The organism is Pseudomonas sp. ASL8 (assembly GCF_056680355.1).
On record NZ_CM155278.1, the window covers coordinates 23,967 to 45,592 of the forward strand.

General features: G+C 57.5%; 18 protein-coding genes and 1 riboswitch. Of the genes, 2 read left to right on the top strand and 16 right to left on the bottom strand.

Translation table 11 applies throughout. The features are described 5' to 3' along the window. Window positions 1-21: 21 nt before the first annotated feature. Both alaS and ltaE read right to left on the bottom strand, forming a co-directional pair. Entirely contained in the window at window positions 22-2,640 is a 2,619-nt protein-coding gene (gene alaS, locus AC1MEA_RS00135) for an alanine--tRNA ligase (RefSeq protein WP_480916318.1), read from the bottom strand. Window positions 2,641-2,786: 146 nt separating this feature from the next. Beyond that, on the bottom strand, window positions 2,787-3,791 hold the full coding sequence (ltaE, locus tag AC1MEA_RS00140; RefSeq protein WP_480916319.1) for a low-specificity L-threonine aldolase: 1,005 nt from the start codon (window positions 3,789-3,791) through the stop codon (window positions 2,787-2,789). Window positions 3,792-4,007: 216 nt separating this feature from the next. Next, window positions 4,008-4,177, top strand: a riboswitch (FMN riboswitch). Window positions 4,178-4,307: 130 nt separating this feature from the next. On the opposite strand from ltaE, the gene AC1MEA_RS00145 reads away from it, so the two are divergent. Beyond that, window positions 4,308-4,820 carry a 6,7-dimethyl-8-ribityllumazine synthase gene (locus tag AC1MEA_RS00145; protein WP_449632725.1) on the top strand — a complete coding sequence of 171 codons (513 nt, stop codon included), beginning with the start codon at window positions 4,308-4,310 and terminating at the stop codon, window positions 4,818-4,820. 98 nt (window positions 4,821-4,918) lie between these two features. Here the strand turns inward: AC1MEA_RS00145 and astE are convergent, their stop codons facing one another. The 14 genes from astE to acs all read right to left on the bottom strand — a co-directional run bounded on the left by astE (window position 4,919) and on the right by acs (window position 20,949). Next, the gene (astE, locus tag AC1MEA_RS00150; protein ID WP_219064506.1) at window positions 4,919-5,929 is read right to left on the bottom strand and encodes a succinylglutamate desuccinylase; all 1,011 of its coding nucleotides are present in this window, start codon (window positions 5,927-5,929) and stop codon (window positions 4,919-4,921) included. A gap of 33 nt (window positions 5,930-5,962) precedes the next feature. Continuing rightward, on the bottom strand, window positions 5,963-6,250 hold the full coding sequence (locus AC1MEA_RS00155) for a topoisomerase II (protein WP_480916320.1): 288 nt from the start codon (window positions 6,248-6,250) through the stop codon (window positions 5,963-5,965). A gap of 57 nt (window positions 6,251-6,307) precedes the next feature. Further along, window positions 6,308-7,654: an N-succinylarginine dihydrolase gene (astB, locus tag AC1MEA_RS00160; protein WP_480916321.1), complete on the bottom strand. Its 1,347-nt coding sequence runs from the start codon at window positions 7,652-7,654 to the stop codon at window positions 6,308-6,310. A gap of 184 nt (window positions 7,655-7,838) precedes the next feature. Further along, window positions 7,839-9,308, bottom strand: coding sequence for a succinylglutamate-semialdehyde dehydrogenase (astD, locus tag AC1MEA_RS00165; RefSeq protein ID WP_480918079.1), 1,470 nt, complete (start codon window positions 9,306-9,308; stop codon window positions 7,839-7,841). After that, window positions 9,305-10,330 carry an arginine N-succinyltransferase gene (gene astA, locus AC1MEA_RS00170; RefSeq protein ID WP_449632728.1) on the bottom strand — a complete coding sequence of 342 codons (1,026 nt, stop codon included), beginning with the start codon at window positions 10,328-10,330 and terminating at the stop codon, window positions 9,305-9,307. Before astA ends, astD begins: the two co-directional genes overlap by 4 nt. A gap of 80 nt (window positions 10,331-10,410) precedes the next feature. Beyond that, on the bottom strand, window positions 10,411-11,427 hold the full coding sequence (aruF, locus tag AC1MEA_RS00175; RefSeq protein ID WP_449632729.1) for an arginine/ornithine succinyltransferase subunit alpha: 1,017 nt from the start codon (window positions 11,425-11,427) through the stop codon (window positions 10,411-10,413). A gap of 151 nt (window positions 11,428-11,578) precedes the next feature. Then, window positions 11,579-12,799 carry an aspartate aminotransferase family protein gene (locus tag AC1MEA_RS00180; RefSeq protein ID WP_449632730.1) on the bottom strand — a complete coding sequence of 407 codons (1,221 nt, stop codon included), beginning with the start codon at window positions 12,797-12,799 and terminating at the stop codon, window positions 11,579-11,581. Window positions 12,800-13,077: 278 nt separating this feature from the next. Next, entirely contained in the window at window positions 13,078-14,058 is a 981-nt protein-coding gene (gene argR / locus AC1MEA_RS00185; RefSeq protein ID WP_219064512.1) for a transcriptional regulator ArgR, read from the bottom strand. A gap of 140 nt (window positions 14,059-14,198) precedes the next feature. Beyond that, the gene (locus AC1MEA_RS00190; protein WP_219064513.1) at window positions 14,199-14,963 is read right to left on the bottom strand and encodes an ABC transporter ATP-binding protein; all 765 of its coding nucleotides are present in this window, start codon (window positions 14,961-14,963) and stop codon (window positions 14,199-14,201) included. Window positions 14,964-14,989: 26 nt separating this feature from the next. After that, complete coding sequence (locus tag AC1MEA_RS00195; protein ID WP_480916322.1) at window positions 14,990-16,102, bottom strand: succinylglutamate desuccinylase/aspartoacylase family protein; 1,113 nt, start codon at window positions 16,100-16,102, stop codon at window positions 14,990-14,992. Window positions 16,103-16,105: 3 nt separating this feature from the next. Continuing rightward, window positions 16,106-16,804, bottom strand: coding sequence for an ABC transporter permease (locus AC1MEA_RS00200; protein ID WP_480916323.1), 699 nt, complete (start codon window positions 16,802-16,804; stop codon window positions 16,106-16,108). Continuing rightward, window positions 16,801-17,490, bottom strand: coding sequence for an ABC transporter permease (locus tag AC1MEA_RS00205; RefSeq protein ID WP_322180201.1), 690 nt, complete (start codon window positions 17,488-17,490; stop codon window positions 16,801-16,803). The genes AC1MEA_RS00200 and AC1MEA_RS00205 overlap by 4 nt, the downstream gene beginning before the upstream one ends. A 95-nt stretch (window positions 17,491-17,585) precedes the next feature. Then, the gene (locus AC1MEA_RS00210; RefSeq protein WP_219064517.1) at window positions 17,586-18,362 is read right to left on the bottom strand and encodes an ABC transporter substrate-binding protein; all 777 of its coding nucleotides are present in this window, start codon (window positions 18,360-18,362) and stop codon (window positions 17,586-17,588) included. Between the two features lie 631 nt (window positions 18,363-18,993). Beyond that, complete coding sequence (gene acs, locus AC1MEA_RS00215; RefSeq protein ID WP_219064518.1) at window positions 18,994-20,949, bottom strand: acetate--CoA ligase; 1,956 nt, start codon at window positions 20,947-20,949, stop codon at window positions 18,994-18,996. Between the two features lie 407 nt (window positions 20,950-21,356). Between acs and AC1MEA_RS00220 the strand changes: the two genes are divergently transcribed. Continuing rightward, entirely contained in the window at window positions 21,357-21,623 is a 267-nt protein-coding gene (locus AC1MEA_RS00220) for a DUF2790 domain-containing protein (RefSeq protein ID WP_449632733.1), read from the top strand. Window positions 21,624-21,626: the final 3 nt, after the last annotated feature.

Consider the following 21,626-nt stretch of genomic DNA (forward strand, 5'->3'; position numbering starts at 1 on the left):
ACGGCAGGCCTGGTGGACGACTTAAACACCCTGCTCGACAAAGGGCACGGTCAACGCCAGCGCTGCATCCAGTGCACCGGCATCAACACCACCACCCTGAGCCATATCAGGACGACCACCGCCTTTACCGCCTACGGCAGCGGCCGCTTGCTTCATCAAATCACCGGCTTTGAGTTGGCCAGTCAGGTCCTTGGTTACGCCTGCAACCAATACGACCTTATCTTCATGGACACTGCCAAGCAGGATCACTGCGCGGCCGAGCTTGTTCTTTAATTGATCAACCAGCGCCAACAGGGCTTTGCCATCCTGACCGTCAAGGCGTACGGCAAGGACTTTCACCCCTTTGACATCCAGCGCGGCCGACGACAGATCGTCACCCGCGGCACTGGCTGCCTTGGCCTGCAATTGTTCGAGTTGTTTTTCCAACTGGCGGTTACGCTCCAGTACAGCCGAGAGCTTGTCCAGCACGTTGTCGCGACTGCCCTTGATCAGGGTCGCGGCTTCCTTGAGTGTGTCTTCGGCCGCGTTGAGGTAGGCCAGCGCCGCAGCGCCAGTGACCGCTTCGATACGCCGAACGCCTGCAGCAACGCCACCTTCACTGATGATTTTCAGCAACGCGATGTCGCCAGTGCGATTGGCGTGAATGCCACCACACAGCTCGACCGAGAAGTCGCCACCCATGCTCAGTACGCGCACGCTGTCGCCGTACTTCTCGCCAAACAGCGCCATGGCGCCTTTCTTCTTGGCGGTCTCGATATCGGTCTCTTCGGTTTCGACCGGGGAGTTCTTGCGCACTTCGCGGTTTACGATGTCTTCCAGAGCTTTCAACTGCTCTGGCTTGATCGCTTCGAAGTGGCTGAAGTCAAAACGCAGGCGTTGACTGTCGACCAGCGACCCTTTCTGCTGTACGTGCTCACCGAGCACCTGACGCAACGCGGCGTGCAGCAAGTGCGTCGCCGAGTGGTTCAGGGATGTGGCGTGGCGAACCTCGGCATCGACCTCTGCATTGAGCTCGATACCCACTTTAAGACTGCCTGCAGCCTGGACGCCGTGGTGCAGGAACGCGCCGCCGGTTTTGGTGGTGTCACGCACGTCGAAACGCACGGCACCCGCCGACAGATAACCGCAGTCGCCAATCTGACCACCGGATTCGGCATAGAACGGTGTCTGATCGAGGATCACAACGCCCTCTTCGCCTTCGCTCAATTGCTCGACCGCCTGGCCGTCTTTATAGAGCGCAATCACCTTGGCGACAGCGCGAGTAGCGGTGTAACCGATGAAGCGAGTGGGCTCATCAACCTTGACCAGGCTGTTGTAGTCCATGCCAAACGAACTGGCCGAACGAGCGCGCACGCGCTGGGCGTCCATTTCGCGCTCAAAACCTTCCTCATCAAGGGTCAGGTTACGTTCGCGGGCGATATCGCCGGTCAGGTCCATCGGGAAACCGTAGGTGTCATACAGCTTGAACACCACATCTCCCGGCACCACGCTGCCTTTGAGTTCAGCCAGATCCTGCTCGAGGATCTTCAAACCCTGCTCCAGGGTCTTGGCGAATTGCTCTTCTTCAGCCTTGAGCACGCGCTCGATGTGCGCTTGCTGCTCGGTCAATTCCGGAAAAGCGCTGCCCATTTCCGCGACCAGCGCGCCAACGATCTGATAGAAGAAGCTGCCTGTGGCGCCCAGTTTGTTGCCATGGCGGCAGGCGCGACGAATGATCCGGCGCAGTACATAACCGCGACCTTCGTTGGACGGCAGCACACCGTCGGCGATCAGGAAACCGCAAGAACGGATGTGGTCTGCCACGACTTTGAGCGAAGGCTGCATGTCGTTGCTGCAACCGATGGCCTTGGCTGAAGCGACCAGCAGGTTCTGGAACAGGTCGATCTCGTAGTTCGAATGCACGTGCTGCAGCACGGCACTGATCCGCTCCAGGCCCATGCCGGTGTCCACCGACGGCGCTGGCAACGGATGCAGCACGCCATCGGCAGTGCGGTTGAACTGCATGAACACGTTGTTCCAGATCTCGATATAACGGTCGCCGTCTTCTTCAGGCGAGCCCGGTGGACCACCCCAGATGTCAGCGCCGTGATCGTAAAAAATCTCGGTGCACGGACCGCAAGGGCCGGTATCGCCCATGGTCCAGAAGTTATCGGAGGCATACGGCGCGCCTTTGTTGTCGCCGATACGCACCATGTGCTCGACCGGCACCCCGATTTCCTTGGTCCAGATATCGTAAGCTTCGTCATCGCTGGCGTAGACCGTGACCCACAGCTTTTCCTTGGGCAGGTTCAACACACCGGTCAGGAAGGTCCAGGCGTAGGTGATGGCATCGCGCTTGAAATAATCACCAAAGCTGAAGTTACCCAGCATTTCGAAGAACGTGTGGTGACGAGCGGTGTAACCGACGTTTTCCAGGTCGTTGTGCTTACCACCGGCACGCACGCACTTCTGGCTACTGACCGCACGGGTGTAGGCGCGCTTTTCCTGACCCAGGAAGCAATCCTTGAACTGGTTCATCCCCGCGTTGGTAAACAGCAGGGTGGGGTCATTGCCCGGAATCAAAGAGCTGGAGGCTACACGGGTGTGACCTTGCTCTTCGAAGAAGCGAAGGAAGGCTTCACGGATTTCTGCGCTTTTCATAGATTCTTCCACGGAGACGGCGGCCAGAGGCAAGTGCAAAATGTCAAAAGAGGGTGCGACTTGCAAAGGGCCGCATTATATAGGCGTTGCGCCGTCGGTACAGCGTGTTTGTACGATAGAAACGAGCAATTGGATCGTCGGCAACGTCACCCTTTAGCGAACTCGGCAAATGCCGCCACGACCTGTTCGATCTGAATACGCGATACATCCAGGTGCGTGACCATCCGCAGACGCGCTGCGGCACTGAGCTTGATGCCCCGTTCAGCGCAAAAACCCTTGAGCGCTTCAGCCCGATCATCAACCTGCACGTACACCATGTTGGTCTGTACCGGTTCGACCTGATAGCCCAGCCCGCGCAAACGTTCGGCCAGAAATTGGGCATTGGCATGGTCGTCGGCCAATCGCTCGACGTGGTGCTCCAACGCATACAGCCCGGCAGCAGCGAGCATCCCGGCCTGGCGCATGCCGCCCCCGACCATCTTGCGCAAACGACGGGCTTTGCCAATCAGTTCGGTCGTGCCGCACAACACTGAGCCTACCGGGGCACCCAAGCCTTTGGACAGGCACACCGAGACAGAATCAAAGTACTGGGTGATTTCTTTGGCATCAACCCCCAGCTTCACCGCCGCGTTGTACACGCGCGCGCCGTCCAGGTGCAAGGCCAGCCCCTGCTCATCACACAAGGTTCGAGCGGCGGCCAGATAAGACAGGGGTAAAACCTTGCCCTGCATGGTGTCTTCCAGCGCCAGAAGTCGGGTACAGGCAAAGTGGAAATCATCAGGCTTGATCGCGGCCAATACCTGATTCAAATCCAGCGAACCATCCGCCTGGACGTCCAGCGGTTGCGGCTGAATCGAGCCCAATACCGCAGCCCCGCCGCCTTCATATTTATAGGTATGCGCTTGTTGACCGACGATGTATTCATCGCCGCGCCCACAATGGGCCATCAAACCGAGCAAATTGCTCATGGTGCCGCTGGGTACAAACAGACCCGCGGCAAACCCGAGCCGGTCGGCCAGATGCGCCTCAAGACGGTTCACTGTCGGATCTTCGCCATACACGTCATCGCCCAATGGCGCACGCGACATGGCGTCGAGCATTCCAGCCGTGGGCTGGGTCACGGTGTCACTGCGCAGATCAATAACCGTCACGATAGAGCTCCATCAAATGTTCAAAACCTGGAAAGTGAACGCAATAACAGTCCTGCAATCACTCATTACTGAGGCCATTGAGTACTTTATTCAAGGTCGCACTCCAAGGACCGACCACTTCGATATAAGAAAAAGTCAGGACACCCTGACTAAAGTGTCCATGCACACTCGAGAAAACTATGATAAAAAATGCGCGCCGGCAGAAAATGCTGTCGGCAACGTTCTCAGGGCGGGGTGTGATTCCCCACCGGCGGTAATAGCGCGAAATGCGTTTAGCCCGCGAGCGCTTGTGGTGCAGGATGCTTCGGCTCCCGCCCTGACAAGGTCAGCAGACTCGGTGTGATTCCGGGGCCGACGGTCATAGTCCGGATGAAGAGAGAACGGGATTGGCACCAAAGGGCCGTATCGTGCGCATTGCCATGAACACTTTTGCATTCTGGCCATGATCTCGACGTACCCTTGAATCCCATTCGATCCAAAGCGCCCTGTTTTTTTTATAAACAGGAGTCAGAACAGATGCAACTCACCGCAATCGATAGCAAAAGCAAAAGCCACCCTAACGAGCGCATCGCTTTTATCCAGGCCTGCTGGCACAAGGATATTGTCGATCAGAGCCGTAATGGTTTTGTCGCTGAAATGGCAAACCATGGCTACGCCGAGAGCGATATCGATTTCTTCGAAGTCGGCGGCGCGTTTGAAATCCCCCTGCACGCCAAGCTGCTGGCCAAAACCGGACGTTACTCAGGCATTGTCGCGGCTGGCCTGGTGGTCGACGGCGGTCTTTATCGCCATGAGTTCGTCGCTCAATCGGTTGTCAGTGCGTTGATGCAAGTGCAACTGGAAACGGAAGTCCCGGTATTTTCCGTGGTCCTCACGCCGCATAACTTTCATGCCGGTGACGAACACCAAAAGTTCTTCTTCGAGCATTTCGTACTGAAAGGCGCAGAAGCAGCAAAAACCTGCGCGGACACCGTGAACAAGTTGCGCAGCCTGCGTCGCGCCGAGCCGCAACAGCGCGTCGCGGTTTAATCAGCAGCGCTGTCGCGCAACAAACTGGGCCTAGTTAGGAACTGACTTGTCTGCGAAAAGCAGGGGTCGCAAACAAGTCAGTTACAGACCATTTGGCTTCAAGCCAATTCTTCGCCATCACTGGGCACAATCAGAATGCCGGCGCGCAAGCCGTTCTTGACCTTCGGGTTAGGGAAGATGATACGTGCGCCCTGCTCTTCAACGACCCAACGGGTATCAGCCAAGTCGTTGGCCAACAGAAAGCCCTGGTCCAGTTCCGAAAAATTCTCGACATCAGCGGGCAGATTCAGCTTGAACGCATCGCTGTGCTTGATGATTTCCCGTGCCACGCTGAATAGCTGCAAACCGTTGAGCGGCTCGTCTTCAAGCGGCGGCTCGGTGCCCTCGATTATTTGCTTGAGGCGCTTTTCGAGCAACTGCAGGTTGACCTGTTGATTCTGCCCAAACGGCCGCGCCTTACCCAACTCCAGGGTAAAGGACTCGGCGTCCAGTTTGTCGTAGGTATACGCGCTGAAGACAATCGATGCCTTGTTCTGCAACAACACCGCAGCCATCCCCGCCGCACGTAAACGCGCCAGCTCCAGACGTGAATGCTGACGACCTTCCTTCCATGGATACAGCGCGAACTGCTCGATCTTCGAACCACGAATCGCCGTGTGCAGGTCGTAATGCAACCGATAACGATCAGGCAGACTGAAGAAACTGGCCGCCAGACGCTCCAGCTCACAGGCCCGTAAAGCCTCGAAGCCGCTGGTCTGTTCATGGCGTCCATTGAACAGCCGGTTCACATCCTGCTCGATATAACGCTCCCCGCGACGCATGGCCTCGGGGTTGCCGAACAGGAACAAAATACGTGCCCGCGGCTTCAGGTCGCCGCGCGCGATGTCACGAATCAATTGGTCCAACAGCTCGATAGGCGCGGTTTCGTTGCCGTGAATCCCGGCGGACAACAGCAAGTCCATGCCATTGTCCCGGGCTGCGGGCGGGCGGACTTCAAGCGCGCCTTCGCTCATCCAGCGCATACGCACGCCTTCGACAGTCAGTTGAGTCTTTTCCGCTGGTTCATGACCAGCCAGGGTCAGTTCAAGCAGCTTGCCGAGAGCGAGCATACGTCGTGCTCCTTATTGAGCGGGCGTGGTATTTCAGTGATCGTGGGCGCAGTCAGGACCGTGAACGTGCTCTTCATCACCGACGTCTGCCGGTTCCATTTCCAGTTGCAGGCTGACCAGGTTGGTCGCCAAAGGACGTAACAGCAGGTTAGCGTATTCGGCGTCACCCTCTTCAACATCGACGCCAATCAGCAACTGACCACGGCCATCGTGCTGAATCCACAGCTCTTTGCCTTGCCACATGACCGCAACACGGGTGCAAGTGGTCTCCAGCTGGGTGCCGTCGGTGTCTTCAAGGATCAACTGCAGGGTGTCGCTCATAATCGGGTGCTCTTTAGAGAGGAAAATCGCGCGCCCCGTCTTCAAGGGCGCGTACTTTCAATTGATTTGGAAGGGATAAACCGAGCCCAGTTTAAGGATTTTCGTCAGTTCATCCAGTGCCGCACGGCATTCAAGCAACAATCCGGGATCGGTCAGGTCGGTTTCGCTCATTCGATCGCGGTAGTGCTTCTCGACCCACTGGGTCAGCGTGTCGTACAAGGGCGCCGTCATGATAACCCCTGGATTGACTGCCGCCAGCTCGGTTTCGTTGAGTGCGACCCGCAGCCGCAGGCACGCTGGGCCTCCACCGTTTTGCATACTTTGCTTGAGATCGAATACTTTCACTTCAGCGACCGGGCCATCGTCAGCGATCAATCGCTGCAAATACTGCCAGACGCGCTCGTTGCCTCGGCACTCTTCCGGGACGATGAGCAGCATTGAGCCATCGGCACGAGACAGCAATTGGCTGTTGAACAGATAGGAACGCACCGCGTCTTCGACCGCGACTTCAGCACGCGGTACGCAGATCGCACGGAAGCGCCCGCCGCGTCGACCCAGTTTGTCGTGAAGTTCAGCCAGCATGTGTTCGGTATTGAGGAATGCATCTTCGTGATAGAACAGCAGCTCGCCGTTGCCCACTGCGATCACGTCGTTGTGGAATACCCCTTGATCGATCACCGCCGGGTTTTGCTGGGCGAAGACCACACCGTCTTCGCTCAGACCGTGCAAACGCGCAACGGCCTGCGAAGCTTCCAGGGTTTGCCGCGCTGGGTACTTCTGCGGCGCCGGGTAACGGGTGTCGAATGCACTGCGCCCGAACACGAAAAACTCAACGCCCGCTTGACCATAGTCGTGGCAAAAGCGAGTGTGGTTGGCGGCGCCCTCATCGCCAAATTGCGCCACTGCAGGTAACGCCGCGTGGTGGGAAAAGTGCTGCTGATCAGCGAACATCGCCTTTAATACGCGGGTAGTCGTCGGGTGTTCGATGCTGCGGTGGTACTTGCAATTGAGGTTGGCCGCCGTGAAATGCACCCGGCCATCAGCCGTGTCGGCGCTCGGGCTGACCGTGGCAGCGTTAGCCACCCACATACTTGAGGCCGAGCAACTGGCTACCAACAACGGCATCGCGTCTTTCGCGGCTTGCTGGATCACTTGCGCGTCGCTGCCACTGAAACCCAAAGAGCGCAGTGCAACCACATCCGGGCGCTCCTGCGGGGCCAGCACGCCTTGGGTGAAGCCCATTTCCATCAGGGCTTTCATCTTCGCCAGACCTTGCAACGCCGCTTCCCTTGGATTGGAAGACTGCTGGCTGTTGCTCTGGGACGCGACGTTGCCGTAGGACAAACCGCCATAGTTATGGGTCGGCCCCACTAAACCGTCAAAATTGACTTCATATGATTTCATCGGCGAGGCTCCATGGATCTGTTGTTATGGCGTAGGTTCCTGATTTTCTGTAGGAGCTGACTTGTCTGCGATAGGCCGGGGTCGCGCCCGACAAGAAGGACCTTCAAGCGAAGGTGAATTCACCCTATTTGCGAGTGCTTCGCACTCGGTCGCAGACACGTAAGCTCCTACACGGGATCGGCGCTCAGGAAAGCTTTACACCCGGCGTCAAAGTAGCTGGCAGGCTGATACGAGGCGCTTCCAGCGAGGCCACCGGGTACGCGCAATAATCGGCTGCGTAATACGCACTGGCGCGATGGTTACCCGAAGCACCCACTCCACCGAACGGCGCACTGCTGGCAGCGCCGGTCAATTGCTTGTTCCAGTTGACGATACCGGCACGGCTTTCCAGCCAGAACTGCTCATAACGCTCTTCAGAGTCCGACAACAAACCCGCTGCCAACCCGTATTGGGTGGCATTGGCTTCCGCAATGGCCGCATCAAAATCAGCATAGCGGATCACTTGCAACAGTGGCCCGAACAGCTCTTCATCAAGGCGAGCAGTGACATCGCTGACATCCAGAATCCCCGGCGTCAGCAAGGCTGACTGCGCCTGTGGCTGGGTCATTTCCAGCAACGCGACGGCGCCATTGGCCAGCAGATGTTCCTGGGCGTCGAGCAAGGCACGCGCAGCCCCCAAAGAAATCACCGAACCCATGAAGGGTGCTGGTTGCTGATCGAACGCGCCAACTTCAATAGTGGCGGTGACAGCTACCAGACGCGCAAGCAAGGCATCGCCCCACTCGCCTTCAGGCACCAGCAAACGGCGGGCACAGGTACAACGCTGCCCGGCAGAGATGAACGCCGACTGAATCACCGTGTAGACCGCCGCATCAAGGTCTTCGACCTGATCGACAATCAGCGGGTTATTACCGCCCATTTCCAGGGCCAGGATCTTGTCCGGGCGCCCGGCGAATTGTTGGTGCAACACGTTACCGGTACGGCTGGACCCGGTGAAAAACAAACCGTCTATCCCAGGATTGGCCGCCAACGCAACGCCCGTTTCGCGCGCACCTTGCAACAGGTTCAATACACCCGCTGGCAACCCGGCCTCAATCCAGCACTTGACCGTCAACTCAGCGACTTTGGGTGTCAGCTCGCTGGGTTTGAACAGTACGGCGTTGCCCGCCAGCAGCGCCGGAACGATATGCCCGTTCGGCAAATGCCCCGGGAAGTTGTAGGGACCAAAGACCGCAACCACGCCGTGAGGCTTATGGCGCAGCACAGCGGTGGCGTCGCCCAACGGGCCACTTTTTTCGCCGGTGCGCTCACGGTAGCTCTGCACCGAAATAGCGATTTTATTGATCATGCTGGTGACTTCGGTGGCCGACTCCCAGAGCGGCTTGCCGGTTTCTTCACCGATGCAATGAGACAGTTCGTCCGCGTGGGTTTTCAGACTGGCGGCAAACGCTTCAAGCACCGCGATTCGCTCGTCCAGCGAGCGCTTGGCCCAGGCTGGAAATGCCTGACGAGCAGCCTGTACGGCCGCATCGACTTGTACAGCCGTTGCGCCCTGACCGGCCCACACCACGTGCTGAGTGACGGGGTTCAACGACTCAAAACGCTCGCCCTGCCCGGCTTGCCAGGCACCTGCGATATAAAGCGTACTCATCAGACAGCCTCCCTTGCGGCGGATAAAGGCACTGCACGAACTTGATCACCTGCGCTCAATTGCAGACGTTTTGCGGTCATGGGGTCGACAACCAATGTGCCAGCAGCCAACCGTGCAGGTGCGGCGGTGATGCGGCAGTCTTCGCGCTTGCGGTTGTGAATCAGGAACGGCGTGGCGTCATCGCCCGGCGTACCGACAGCCAGCACCAGCGCCTGGCTATCGTGCACCGCACGGATTTTCGAGGTTTCGCATTCCACGGCAGGGCCGGCGTCAAAAATATCGACATAGCCCTGATAGCTGAAGCCTTCGCTTTTCAGCATGGCCAGCGCAGGCTCGGTGTCGGGGTGTACACGGCCGATGATGTTGCGTGCTTCTTCAGAGAGGAAGCAGGTGTACAGCGGGAACTTGGGCATCAGCTCGGCAATAAACGCCTTGTTACCCACGCCCGTCAGGTAATCGGCCTGGCTAAATTCCATCTTGAAGAAGTGCCTACCCAGGCTTTCCCAAAACGGTGAATGCCCCGCTGCATCGGACATGCCCCGCATTTCAGCGATGATCTTGTTGCCGAACAATTTCGGGAACTCGGCGATGAACAGCAATCGCGCCTTGGCCAACAAGCGACCGTTAAGGCCAGTGCGGGCGTCGCTGCGCAAGAACAGTGAGCACAGCTCCGAGTTTCCGGTCAGATCGTTGGCCAGAAACAGCGTCGGAATCTCACGATAGATCTTCAATTCCTGAGACGCGCTGACCGTCAGGCCGACCCGGTAGTTGTACCAGGGCTCACGCAGCCCAACAGCACCTGCGATGGCAGAAATCCCCACCACCTGACCGTCATCGTCTTCAAGGACGAACAGATAGTCCGCGTCGGCGCGCTCGGCCTCGCCGCGAAAGGTTTTCTCGGCCCAGCCGACCCGATGTGACAGGCGCTCTTCATTGGCTGGCAGCGTCGTCAGGCCTGGACCTGTGGTGCGCGCCAGCTCGATCAGCTTCGGTAAGTCGCTGCTGCGTACGGGACGAACGATCATGCTATCTCCTCAACCGGACGCCCTCGGGAGCCCGCGAATCTCGCTAAACCTGCAAACCAGACACTGAATGGCCGGATCTGTTAAACCGCAACAATGCGTACGCTGGCACCTTCACCGACGCCCAAGGCCTCGGCGACTTCCAGGCTCAGGTTGACCGGTTTGCCCGGCACCCAGTCGAGTTCCAGCAGCACGGCGCGGTAGTCCTGCAACTGACCATTGGCAACCAGATACAAACGCCCACCCTTGCCCATTTCACCCATCTTCACAGGCACCACCCGGCTTTGGGCAATCGAGCGAATGCCGGACACTCGCGCATGCAAAGTCGGGCCACCGTCGAAGATGTCGATGTAGTGATCGGTCTCGAAACCCTCACGCATCAGGATGTCGAACGTGACCTGTGCGCGCGGGTGAACCTGGCCCATGGCCTCTTGCGCGGCATCGGGTAGCAGCGGTACGTAGATCGGGTAATGCGGCATCAGTTCGGCGAGGAATGTCCGGCTTTTCAGGCCGCACAGGCGCTCGGCCTCGGCATAGTTCAGGTCGAAGAAATTGCGCCCGATGGCATCCCAGAATGGCGAGTCGCCGTGTTCATCGCTATAGCCCACGATTTCCGTCACCACCGAATCGGCGAAACGCTCCGGGTGGCTGGCGACAAACAGTAGTCGTCCACGAGAGTTGAGTTCCGACCAGTTTGTACCGACCAACTCAGGCACCACATAGAAACTGGTCAGCAGGCTATTGCCGGTCAGGTCGTGACACTGCGACAGCACGTGAATCTTGTTATGGATCTTCAGTTCACGCGACGCATGAACAAAGGTCTCATTTCGGAAACTGTAGAAGGGCTCGGAATACCCCGCCGAAGCGACGATCCCCGAACAGCCGACCAGCCGCCCGGTTTCGCTGTCTTCGAGGACAAAGAAATAGCTCTCTTCGCCGTTGAAGCTGACTTCAGCCGCAAACGATGCTTCCGAAGCCGCGATTTTGTCAGTCAAACGGCCGGCATCATCCGGCAGGGAAGTGACACCAATCGGGCTGTCTGCAGCCAGACGCTGTACTTCGCCCAGATCAGCCATTTGCGCGGGGCGCATCACCAGCATGGTGCCACTCCTTACCAGAAAAACAGGTCGACATCCGCCGACTCAGAAAAAAACACCGCGTGGCCTACAAGCCCACCCAGTACGAGAAAGAAGCCCGACGCCGGCCTTTATGGCTAACGCCGGGGATACAACGTTTTGTATCAAATACTCATCAAGCCTGCGTCAAGGTGGCGATGGCACGCTCGAAACGGTCCAGCCCTTCGTCGATATCGGCTTCGGTCACCACCAGACTCGGAGCGAAACGGATAACATCGGGACCGGCTTGCAGAACCATCACGCCTTCTTTTTCAGCGGCGTTGAAGAAGTCTTTCGCCTTGCCTTTCCAGGCATCGCTGAGGACGCAACCGAGCAGCAGACCCAGGCCACGCACCTGAGTGAATACGCCGTATTGCTCACCGATGGCTTCAAGACGGGTCTTGAACAGTTCGCGCTTGGCTTTCACGCCCGCCAGGGTTTCCGGGGTGTTGACGATATCGATCACCGCTTCGGCCACCGCACACGCCAGCGGGTTGCCGCCATAGGTGGTGCCGTGGGTGCCGACGGTCAAGTGCTTAGCCAGTGCTTCGGTGGTGAGCATCGCGGCAATCGGGAATCCGCCGCCCAGGCTCTTGGCGCTGGTGAGGATGTCCGGGGTCACGTCGTAGTGCATGTAGGCGAACAGTTCACCTGTGCGGCCCATGCCGGTCTGCACTTCATCGAACACCAACAATGCGTTGTGTTCGTCACACAGCTGGCGAGCGCCTTGCAGGTACGCCAATTCAGCAGGAATAACACCACTTTCGCCCTGAACCGGCTCCAGTACCACGGCACAGGTCTTGTCGGAAATGGCTGCTTTCAATGCCTCAAGATCGTTGTACGGAACGTGGGTAATGCCCGTAATTTTCGGACCGAAGCCGTCGGAATACTTCGACTGGCCGCCCACGTTCACGGTGAACAACGTGCGACCGTGGAAGCTGTTGATCGCGGCAATGATTTCGTATTTTTCAGTGCCGTACAGGTCAAATGCTACTCGGCGCGCGAGCTTGAAAGCTGCTTCGTTGGCTTCGGCACCCGAGTTACAGAAGAACGCACGATCGGCGAACGTGGCGTCAACCAGCTTCTTCGCCATACGCAGGGCTGGCTCGTTGGTGAACACGTTAGAGACATGCCACAGCTTATTAGCTTGCTCGGTCAAGGCGCTGACCAACGCCGGGTGGGCATGGCCAAGCACGTTCACGGCGATCCCGCCGGTAAAATCGACCAGTTCGCGACCCGATTGATCCCAGACTCGGGAACCCGCACCGCGCACGGGGATAAAACCCGCAGGCGCGTAGTTAGGGACCATCACCTGGTCGAAATCGGTGCGTTGCACCTGAGCATGCTCAACGGACATCGGAGTCTCCTGAAGAGGAACGCCTGCCTGAAACTGGCAAGCGATGGGAGGATTGTAAGGACTGATTTAGGTCCAGCCTTGCCGCCAAGCGACAACTTGTTACAGCGCTAAACCGTGTTTTTCCGTGGCTTTCGGCAATGCGACATATAGCGTCGGAAAAAAGCAGTTTAAACGTTTTAAGGGTGTGTCTGACATGCCGCCTTCGCGAATGAATTCCCACAGGAGATCTACGCAACGTGTGGGAGCGAATTCATTCCCGAAGGGGTCATCAGAAAAAATCAGCCGCGCTCGGAAGGCACCGATGACAACTCGAACGGGCTGCTGCTGCGGCGCTGGTTGCGGTCTTCGCGCGGGGTGGCGCCGAAGAAGTTACGGTAGGCGCTGGAGAAATGCGGTCCTGATGAAAAACCGCAGGACAAGCCGATCTGGATAATCGACTTACTGGTCTGCATCAGCATTTGCCGTGCCTTGTTCAGGCGCAGCTCCAGGTAATACTGGCTCGGGACACGATTGAGGTACTGCTTGAAGATCCGCTCCAATTGCCGACGTGACACGCACACGTGTTGGGCAATCTCGTCGGTGGTCAACGGCTCTTCGATATTGGCTTCCATCAGCAGCACAGCCTGAGTCAGCTTCGGATGGCTGGAGCCCAAACGGTTTTGCAGCGGAATGCGCTGACGCTCGCCACCCTCTCGGATGCGCTCTACTACCAGCTCTTCCGACACAGCGCCCGCCAGCTCGGCACCATGATCACGCGCCAGCACCGCCAACAGCAGATCAAGCACCGAAAGACCGCCACATGCAGTCAAGCGATCACGGTCCCAGTCGAACAAATGACTGGTGGCGATCACTTTTGGAAAACGCTCGGCAAAATCATCCTGCCAACGCCAGTGCACTGCAGCACGATAACCATCGAGCAGACCGAGCTGGGCCAGTGGGTAAACACCGGCGGATAAACCACCGATCACACACCCGGCACGCACCAATTGTTTGAGCGCACTGCTCAACACCGAAGTCATTTGCGCAGGCGGCTCATCGGCCAGCAGAAACAGCTTCTGGCAACCTTCCAGACGCCCGGCCCAAGGCTCGCCGGGCAATTGCCAGGCGCCTTCGACCGGCGGTTCAGCTTGCAAGAACAGCAATTCGTAAAGCACTTCTGGATGGACGCGCTGTGCAACACGCAAGGCTTCCTCGGCCAGCGCCAGCGTCATGGCTTTAGTGCTGGGCCAAATCAGGAAACCAATTCGATGGGCAGTCATAGCGTACAGTCCGAAACGTTTCGCGGTTGTGGGTCGAGCATCAGTGCGCTCGATCTTTATTAAGGTGTAACCAGGTCATGAATCAAGAGAGCAGAATCATGACCTGTTTTGGTGCGTAAGGCATCGTTAAAACGTTTAGATTATTTCAGGCTGCCGGACAAGAATTGCTGAAGCCGTTCGGACTGCGGGTTAACCAATACTTCACGAGGATCGCCCCGCTCTTCCACCACACCCTGATGCAAGAAGATCAACTGGTTCGACACTTCACGAGCAAAGCCCATTTCATGGGTAACCACCACCATGGTCCGGCCTTCCTGCGCCAGCGCTTGCATCACCTTGAGTACATCGCCTACCAGTTCCGGGTCAAGTGCAGAAGTCGGCTCATCGAACAGCATGACTTCCGGTTCCATCGCCAATGCACGGGCAATCGCGACACGCTGCTGCTCCCCGCCGGACATATGCCCCGGGTAAGCGTGCTTGCGGTGCGAGACACCCACCTTGGCCAGGTAATGCTCGGCCTTTTCCAGCGCGTCTTTTTTGGACATGCCGAGCACATGGATCGGTGCTTCGATGATGTTTTCCATCGCCGTCATGTGTGACCAGAGATTGAAGTGCTGGAACACCATCGACAGTCGCGAACGCATGCGCTGCAGCTGTTTAGGGTCAGCGGCCTTCAGGGCGCCATCCTTGCTTGCCACCAGCTTCAGCTCTTCGTTGTTCAGCAGGATTTTGCCTGCGTGGGGCTGTTCGAGCAGATTGATGCAGCGCAGAAAGGTACTTTTACCCGAGCCGCTGGAGCCGATGATGCTGATCACATCCCCAGCCTTGGCCGTCAGGGAAACGCCCTTGAGCACTTCATGACTGCCATAGCGTTTATGCAGGTCTTGGACTTCCAGTTTGTTCATGCTTTCGGTTCTCACAAAACAGTCAGTCAGTCGCTGAGCAGGCGCCCGTGGCGGAGCGGTGTACGCCCTGCCACTTTGGCCAGCCAGAAACCAGGTTGGGCGTAACGTAGCCGTTCAGTTGCGTACAGCACGCCGGACGTGCCGGCACACACCGTGCTGACCCGATCGGACAAGGGATCGATGACTTCGAACAACGGTTCGCCGACATCAACCCATACGCCTGCGCGACGTAAATAAGTCACTACGCCAGGATGGGGCGCAAAGTGCAGGTACGTGCCTTCGAACGGCATCCCTTCGCACGCCTCGTATGCAGGTTGCGGCCAGTCACCGCCGATAAAACCCTGCTCGGCAAGGAACGCCAGAATGCCTTCGGCGTGTGCCTGAGCCTCATCCCTGCCAGTGTCGGCCTGCCCACCCAATTCAAGGGTCGTCGCCAGACACGCCAACAAGATCTGCGCCTCAGGAAAAATCTGTGACAGACGCAACCATGGCAGCGAACACGCTTCATCAAACGAGCTGCCGCCAGACTCCTCCGCCAGCAAGGCGACGCTCACGTTCAAGTGCGCCGACAGCGACCGCCACTGCGGCCAGTGCTGCGGCAAGGCATACATATGCAGCGCCGCTTCGGCGTCGCAATGCAGGTCCAGCACCACATCGGCGGTACAGGCATGGCTCAGGAGTAAACGCTGCAGCCCCTGCAACTCGCTGCCCGGCGCCGGTAACGCGTCCAGAGCGAAGGTCATTGCCTGACGGATCAGACGGGTATTGGCATGCGGATCATCGCCCAACTGGCCTTTCAGCAGCTCGGCCACCGACTCGCTCAGCTCGGGAAAATCACGGTTGAAATTCTTGCCGCTGCCAAACTCGAAACGTCCTTGATGAGCACCTTGTAGCAACTGCCCCAAGCCAATGGGATTGGCCACCGGCACCAACTCGATGACACCCTTGAGCACCCCTTGCTCTTCGAGTTGCATCAGGCGCTTTTTCAGCTCCCAGGCCGTGCGCATGCCCGGTAGTTCATCGGCGTGCAGGCTGGCCTGAATATAGGCCTTGCGCTCGCCGCTGCCGAATCGGAACACGCTTAACTGACGCTCGGTGCCGAGGCTGCTCCACGGCAATGAATGATCGATACGCTGCATGGTTCAGGCCCTGCGTGGGGCGAGGTAGCCCAGCCAGCGACGTTCGGCCATCTTGAACAGTCGCACGAGAATAAAGGTCAGACACAAGTAGAACGCGCCGGCGGTGATGTAAGCCTCGAACGGCAAGTAGTATTGAGCGTTGACCGTGCGCGCCGCGCCGGTGATGTCAATCAAGGTCACGATGGACGCCAGACTGGTGGTCTGCAACATCATGATCACTTCATTGCTGTACTGCGGTAGCGCCCGGCGCAAAGCCGAGGGCAGCAGAATCCGTCGGTACATTTTCGAGCGCGACATGCCCATGGCCTTGGCCGCTTCGATCTCGCCAGCCGGTGTCGACCTTAAGCTGCCGGCGATGATTTCGGCGGTGTAGGCGCTGGTATTGATCGCGAAAGCCAGGCAGGCGCAAAACGTTGCACTGGACAGCCATGGCCAGAAGACGCTGTCGCGCACGGCCTGAAACTGAGCCAGCCCGTAGTAGATCAAAAACAGTTGTACCAGCATCGGCGTGCCGCGAATCACGTAGGTGTACAGCCAGGCAGGCATGTTGACCCACTGTTGTTTCGACACGCGCATCAGGCCCAACGGCAAGGCGACGAGCAGACCGAATACCAGGGAAATGGCCAGTAACTTGAGGGTGATCAGCAGGCCACCGACGTACAGCGGCAAGCTTTCCCAAATGACGTTGTAGTCAAAGATCATAGATCAGCCGCCCTTACGCCTACCGAGTAGCGCTTCTCAAGATAACGCAGGGCGAGTAACGAAACGCTGGTGATCACCAGGTACATCGCAGCCACTGCCAGGAAGAAAGTAAAGGGTTCGCGGGTGGCATCTGCCGCCTGTTTGGCCTTGAACATCATGTCTTGCAGACCGACCACGGAAATCAACGCGGTGGCCTTGGTCAGTACCAGCCAGTTATTGGTAAACCCGGGGATCGCCAGGCGAATCATCTGCGGTACAAGAATCCGGAAGAACACTTTGAAACTGCTCATGCCATACGCCATGCCCGCTTCAGCCTGGCCCTTGGATATCGCCATGAACGCACCTCGAAAGGTCTCTGACAGGTACGCACCGAAGATGAAACCCAGCGTACCGATACCGGCCAGGAGCGGGTTCAGATCGATGTAGTCGTCATGACCGAGCAACGGTGCAATACGGTTGAGCAGCGCCTGACCGCCATAGAAAATCAGCAGGATCAAGACCAGATCGGGGATCCCGCGAATGACCGTGGAGTACAGGTCACCTAACCAGGCCAGCCAGCGCACCGGCGACAAACGCAATGCCACGCCAATCAAACCGAGGACGATCGCCAGGGCCATGGACGACAAGGCGAGCTGCAGCGTCAGCCATGCGCCATCGAGGATGACAGCCCCGTAGCCTTTCAACATGATTCAGGTCCTCAAGCATGAGAATGAAAAATGGCGCTAACCAGACAGTGCAGAGCCACCGCTGCTAGCGCCATTGCGAGTGTTACGCGATGTACTTACTCGCCGTAGATATCAAAATTGAAGTATTTGTCCTGAATCTGCTTGTACTTGCCGTTGGCACGAATCGTAGCGATGGCCGCGTTGATTTTGTCCAGATCAGCCTTGTCGCCCTTACGCACGGCGATACCGATGCCGTCGCCGAAGTATTTGGCGTCGGTGAACGCAGGGCCTGCAAAGGCATAACCCTTGCCTGCGTCGGTATTGAGGAAACCGTCTTGCAACAGGGTCGCGTCAGCCAAGGTGCCATCGAGGCGGCCAGCAGCGACGTCCAGGTAGATTTCATTCTGCGAGCCGTACGGCTTGATCTCGGCGCCCAGAGGTTCGAGTACTTCCTTGGCAAAACGGTCATGGATCGAACCGCGTTGCACGCCGATTTTCTTGCCTTTCAGCTCAGCGAGACTTGCGCTGATGACGGTGCCGTCTTTCATGACCAGACGTGCAGGCGTGTTGTAGTACTTATTGGTGAAATCAACCGACTTCTTGCGATCTTCAGTGATGGACATCGAAGACAGGATGGCGTCGATCTTGCGCACTTTGAGCGCCGGGATCAGACCATCGAATTCCTGCTCGACCCATGTGCACTTGACCTTCATTTCTTCACACAGCGCATTGCCGATGTCGTAATCGAAACCAACGATGCTGCCGTCCGGGGCTTTGGAGGCGAAGGGAGGGTATGCAGCCTCGATACCGATCTTGAATGGTTTTTCATCAGCGAACGTCGGCTGTGCCAACACGGACAGCGCCAAGGCGCCGAGAAGCATGAGTTTCTTCATTATTAGGACTCCGTCGGTTTAGGGCGACAAATGGCAGAGTGAGCGATGGCCCAATGTGCGAAGGGTCAGCATGGATAGCGACGCTGGGGCGGCCGTGTCGGACCTTTCACACGAAAAGTCACACGAAAAGCCTTTAGCGATTGATTGGCATTTTAACGACAGGCCCGAAGTCGATATTTCTTCAATGCGACAACTAGTTATAGAAGCACTGAGAAAGCAGACCCGAAATATTGACAGGCTCTGCAGATTATGCAAAGCCAAAAGACATAAAACCAATATTTATTGCAAATTGCGGGCCCATTATTGGCAAAGGCTTCTATTCCGGCAAGTCTGGCGTGTCGACTTGTTTTCAGAGTGCTGGAAATTGCACCCGAATCCTGCGGAGCGTTCCTCTCGGCCCCGAAAGAGAACAGACGGTTACACATTTGGTTACCTGGCTGCGCGCCGGTAACAAAGAAGGGGTACCTGTGATGAAGCCGATATATATCTCGTTCCGAGTTCGATTCTGTGGGCCAGCAAGAACGCATCCCTTAGGCGCGAATGGCTTTGCGCAATGCGTTCGGCCACCCAATAGCGCACACAAAAACGCCCCGCCAGGCGTACACCGGGCGGGGCGTTTCTGAGCCTGGGATCAGGCGGCGTTCATAGACTTGTGTTCATTGATCAGCTGCTGCACGACACTCGGATCAGCCAAGGTGGAGATATCACCCAAGCCATCGTATTCCCCGGTGGCAATCTTGCGCAGGATACGACGCATGATTTTGCCGGAACGAGTCTTCGGCAGCCCTGGCGCAAACTGGATGAAATCCGGCGAAGCGATCGGACCGATTTCCTTGCGCACCCAGTTTCTCAACTCCAGGCGCAGCGCTTCGCTAGGCTCTTCGCCGCCATTGAGGGTGACGTAGACATAAATACCCTGCCCTTTGAGGTCATGCGGTACGCCGACCACAGCGGCTTCGGCGACTTTCTGGTGGGCAACCATCGCACTTTCGATTTCAGCAGTACCCATGCGGTGCCCGGAAACGTTGAGCACGTCATCCACGCGCCCAGTGATCCAGTAGTAACCGTCTTCGTCACGACGTGCGCCGTCGCCCGTGAAGTACATGCCACGAAAAGTCTTGAAGTACGTATCGACGAAACGATCATGATCACCGTACAACGTGCGCGCCTGACCCGGCCAGGAGTCGAGAATGACCAGGTTACCCTCTGCAGCACCTTCGATCAGGTTGCCCAGATTATCCACAAGCCCCGGCACAACGCCGAAGAATGGTCGCGCCGCCGAGCCCGGCTTGAGCGCATGCGCGCCTGGCAGCGGGCTCATCAACGTGCCACCGGTTTCGGTCTGCCACCAGGTGTCGACAATCGGGCAGCGGCCCTTGCCGACAGTGTTGTAGTACCACGTCCAGGCTTCCGGGTTGATCGGCTCACCGACCGAACCGAGCAGACGCAGGCTTGAACCGTCTGCATCCTTCACTGCCGCCTGACCTTCGGCCATCATGGCGCGAATGGCAGTCGGTGCGGTGTAGAGGATATTGACCTTGTGCTTGTCGATGATCTTCGACACACGCGTAATATCCGGGTAGTTCGGCACCCCTTCGAACAACAACGTGGTCGCGCCATTGGCTAGCGGGCCGTAGACGATATAGGTGTGCCCAGTGACCCAGCCCACGTCGGCGGTGCACCAATAGACCTCACCTGGTCTGTAGTCGAATACACGCTCATGGGTCAGCGCGGCATACAACAGATAGCCACCCGTGGTGTGCTGCACGCCTTTGGGTTTGCCGGTGGAGCCAGAGGTGTAGAGAATGAACAGCGCCTCTTCGGCACCCATTTCTTTGGGCGCGCAATGGCTGGAGGCGACCTTCATCAGGTCTTCGTACCAAATATCGCGATGCTGGTGCCAGGCGATGTCGCCGCCCGTGCGCTTGCAGACAATAATCTTCTGCACGCTGGCGGTTTCCGGATTGGTCAGCGCCAGGTCGACGTTAGCTTTCAACGCCGTGCGCTTGCCGCCACGCAGACCTTCGTCTGCGGTAATGACGACTTTCGATTTGCAATCGATGATCCGCCCCGCCAGCGCTTCAGGTGAGAAGCCACCGAACACGACTGAGTGGATTGCGCCGATCCGGGTACAGGCCAACATGGCGACCACAGCTTCGGGGATCATCGGCATATAAATAGTGACTACATCGCCGCGGTGCACATCCTGACCGCGCAATGCGTTGGCGAACTTGCAGACTTCTTCGTGCAGCTCGCGATAGGTGATGTTGCGGTGTTCGGAAGGATCGTCGCCTTCCCAGATGATTGCGATCTGATCGCCGCGCTCAGCCAAATGGCGGTCCAGGCAGTTGTAGGAGACGTTCAACGTGCCGTCAGCGAACCATTTAATGTCGACATGGTGGTCGTCGAAGGAGGTCTGTTTGACCGTGGTGAAGGGCTGAATCCAATCCAGGCGCTGGGCCTGCTCACGCCAGAAACCATCAGGGTTGACCACCGACTGCTGATACATGGCCTTGTAGGTTGCCTCATCGGTCAGCGTTGTAGCCGCAACCTCTGGACGCACAGGATAGACGGAAGCCGCACTCATCGTTGTTACCTCGGTGGATAGTTGTTGTTTTATGAACCCGTTGTATCTTTCCTGCCCCCTTCAGGCCATTCGACGATGGTCTTACCGGTCGCAAGCAAGCCTACTACTATAGACCCCCATTCTCCTGCGATGATATGCCGCGCCTCCCCGCGACGATCTGTCGCGCCACCGATGATGGATGCCGTCATTTTTCGTGCCTCGATTGTTACAGGTTTCATCAATAGTCTTTATCAAAACACTTCATATATGAACCCACCCGGCAGGCCTATAATTTATCTCGCCAACCGGCAAACGATTAACACGTAACAGCCCCCACAATGGCATGTTAATCAACCTGTAAAGTTAGTGACACGCCTGGTTCCACAAGAACCAGGCACTCTTTCAAGACAGCAATAAGGACATTAGAAATGAACGTTGCATTGATGGTCATGGCCCTGAGTAGTTTTAGTGTTGCTGCGATGGCGGCCGAAACAACCGCCGTGGCAGTCAACTCGACGCCTCCCGTGGAGGAATACACGTATGCCACTCATCTGGACATCGCTAAAGTCGTTTCGATGAGCGACATCCCGAACGTCTGCGAGGTCGTACCTGCCCGCATGACGTATGAAGACTCGAAAGGTGTACAACACATACTCGAGTACCGTGTCATGGGTAACGGTTGTATCGATGGTTGATTC

Coding starts and splice junctions, on each gene's coding strand:
- alaS (WP_480916318.1), bottom strand. CDS start 2,640: ATGAAAAGCGCAGAAATCCGTGAAGCCTTCCTTCGCTTCTTCGAAGAG.
- AC1MEA_RS00145 (WP_449632725.1), top strand. CDS start 4,308: ATGCAACTCACCGCAATCGATAGCAAAAGCAAAAGCCACCCTAACGAG.
- astE (WP_219064506.1), bottom strand. CDS start 5,929: ATGCTCGCTCTCGGCAAGCTGCTTGAACTGACCCTGGCTGGTCATGAA.
- AC1MEA_RS00155 (WP_480916320.1), bottom strand. CDS start 6,250: ATGAGCGACACCCTGCAGTTGATCCTTGAAGACACCGACGGCACCCAG.
- astB (WP_480916321.1), bottom strand. CDS start 7,654: ATGAAATCATATGAAGTCAATTTTGACGGTTTAGTGGGGCCGACCCAT.
- astA (WP_449632728.1), bottom strand. CDS start 10,330: ATGATCGTTCGTCCCGTACGCAGCAGCGACTTACCGAAGCTGATCGAG.
- aruF (WP_449632729.1), bottom strand. CDS start 11,427: ATGCTGGTGATGCGCCCCGCGCAAATGGCTGATCTGGGCGAAGTACAG.
- AC1MEA_RS00180 (WP_449632730.1), bottom strand. CDS start 12,799: ATGTCCGTTGAGCATGCTCAGGTGCAACGCACCGATTTCGACCAGGTG.
- argR (WP_219064512.1), bottom strand. CDS start 14,058: ATGACTGCCCATCGAATTGGTTTCCTGATTTGGCCCAGCACTAAAGCC.
- AC1MEA_RS00190 (WP_219064513.1), bottom strand. CDS start 14,963: ATGAACAAACTGGAAGTCCAAGACCTGCATAAACGCTATGGCAGTCAT.
- AC1MEA_RS00195 (WP_480916322.1), bottom strand. CDS start 16,102: ATGCAGCGTATCGATCATTCATTGCCGTGGAGCAGCCTCGGCACCGAG.
- AC1MEA_RS00200 (WP_480916323.1), bottom strand. CDS start 16,804: ATGATCTTTGACTACAACGTCATTTGGGAAAGCTTGCCGCTGTACGTC.
- AC1MEA_RS00205 (WP_322180201.1), bottom strand. CDS start 17,490: ATGTTGAAAGGCTACGGGGCTGTCATCCTCGATGGCGCATGGCTGACG.
- AC1MEA_RS00210 (WP_219064517.1), bottom strand. CDS start 18,362: ATGAAGAAACTCATGCTTCTCGGCGCCTTGGCGCTGTCCGTGTTGGCA.
- acs (WP_219064518.1), bottom strand. CDS start 20,949: ATGAGTGCGGCTTCCGTCTATCCTGTGCGTCCAGAGGTTGCGGCTACA.
- AC1MEA_RS00220 (WP_449632733.1), top strand. CDS start 21,357: ATGAACGTTGCATTGATGGTCATGGCCCTGAGTAGTTTTAGTGTTGCT.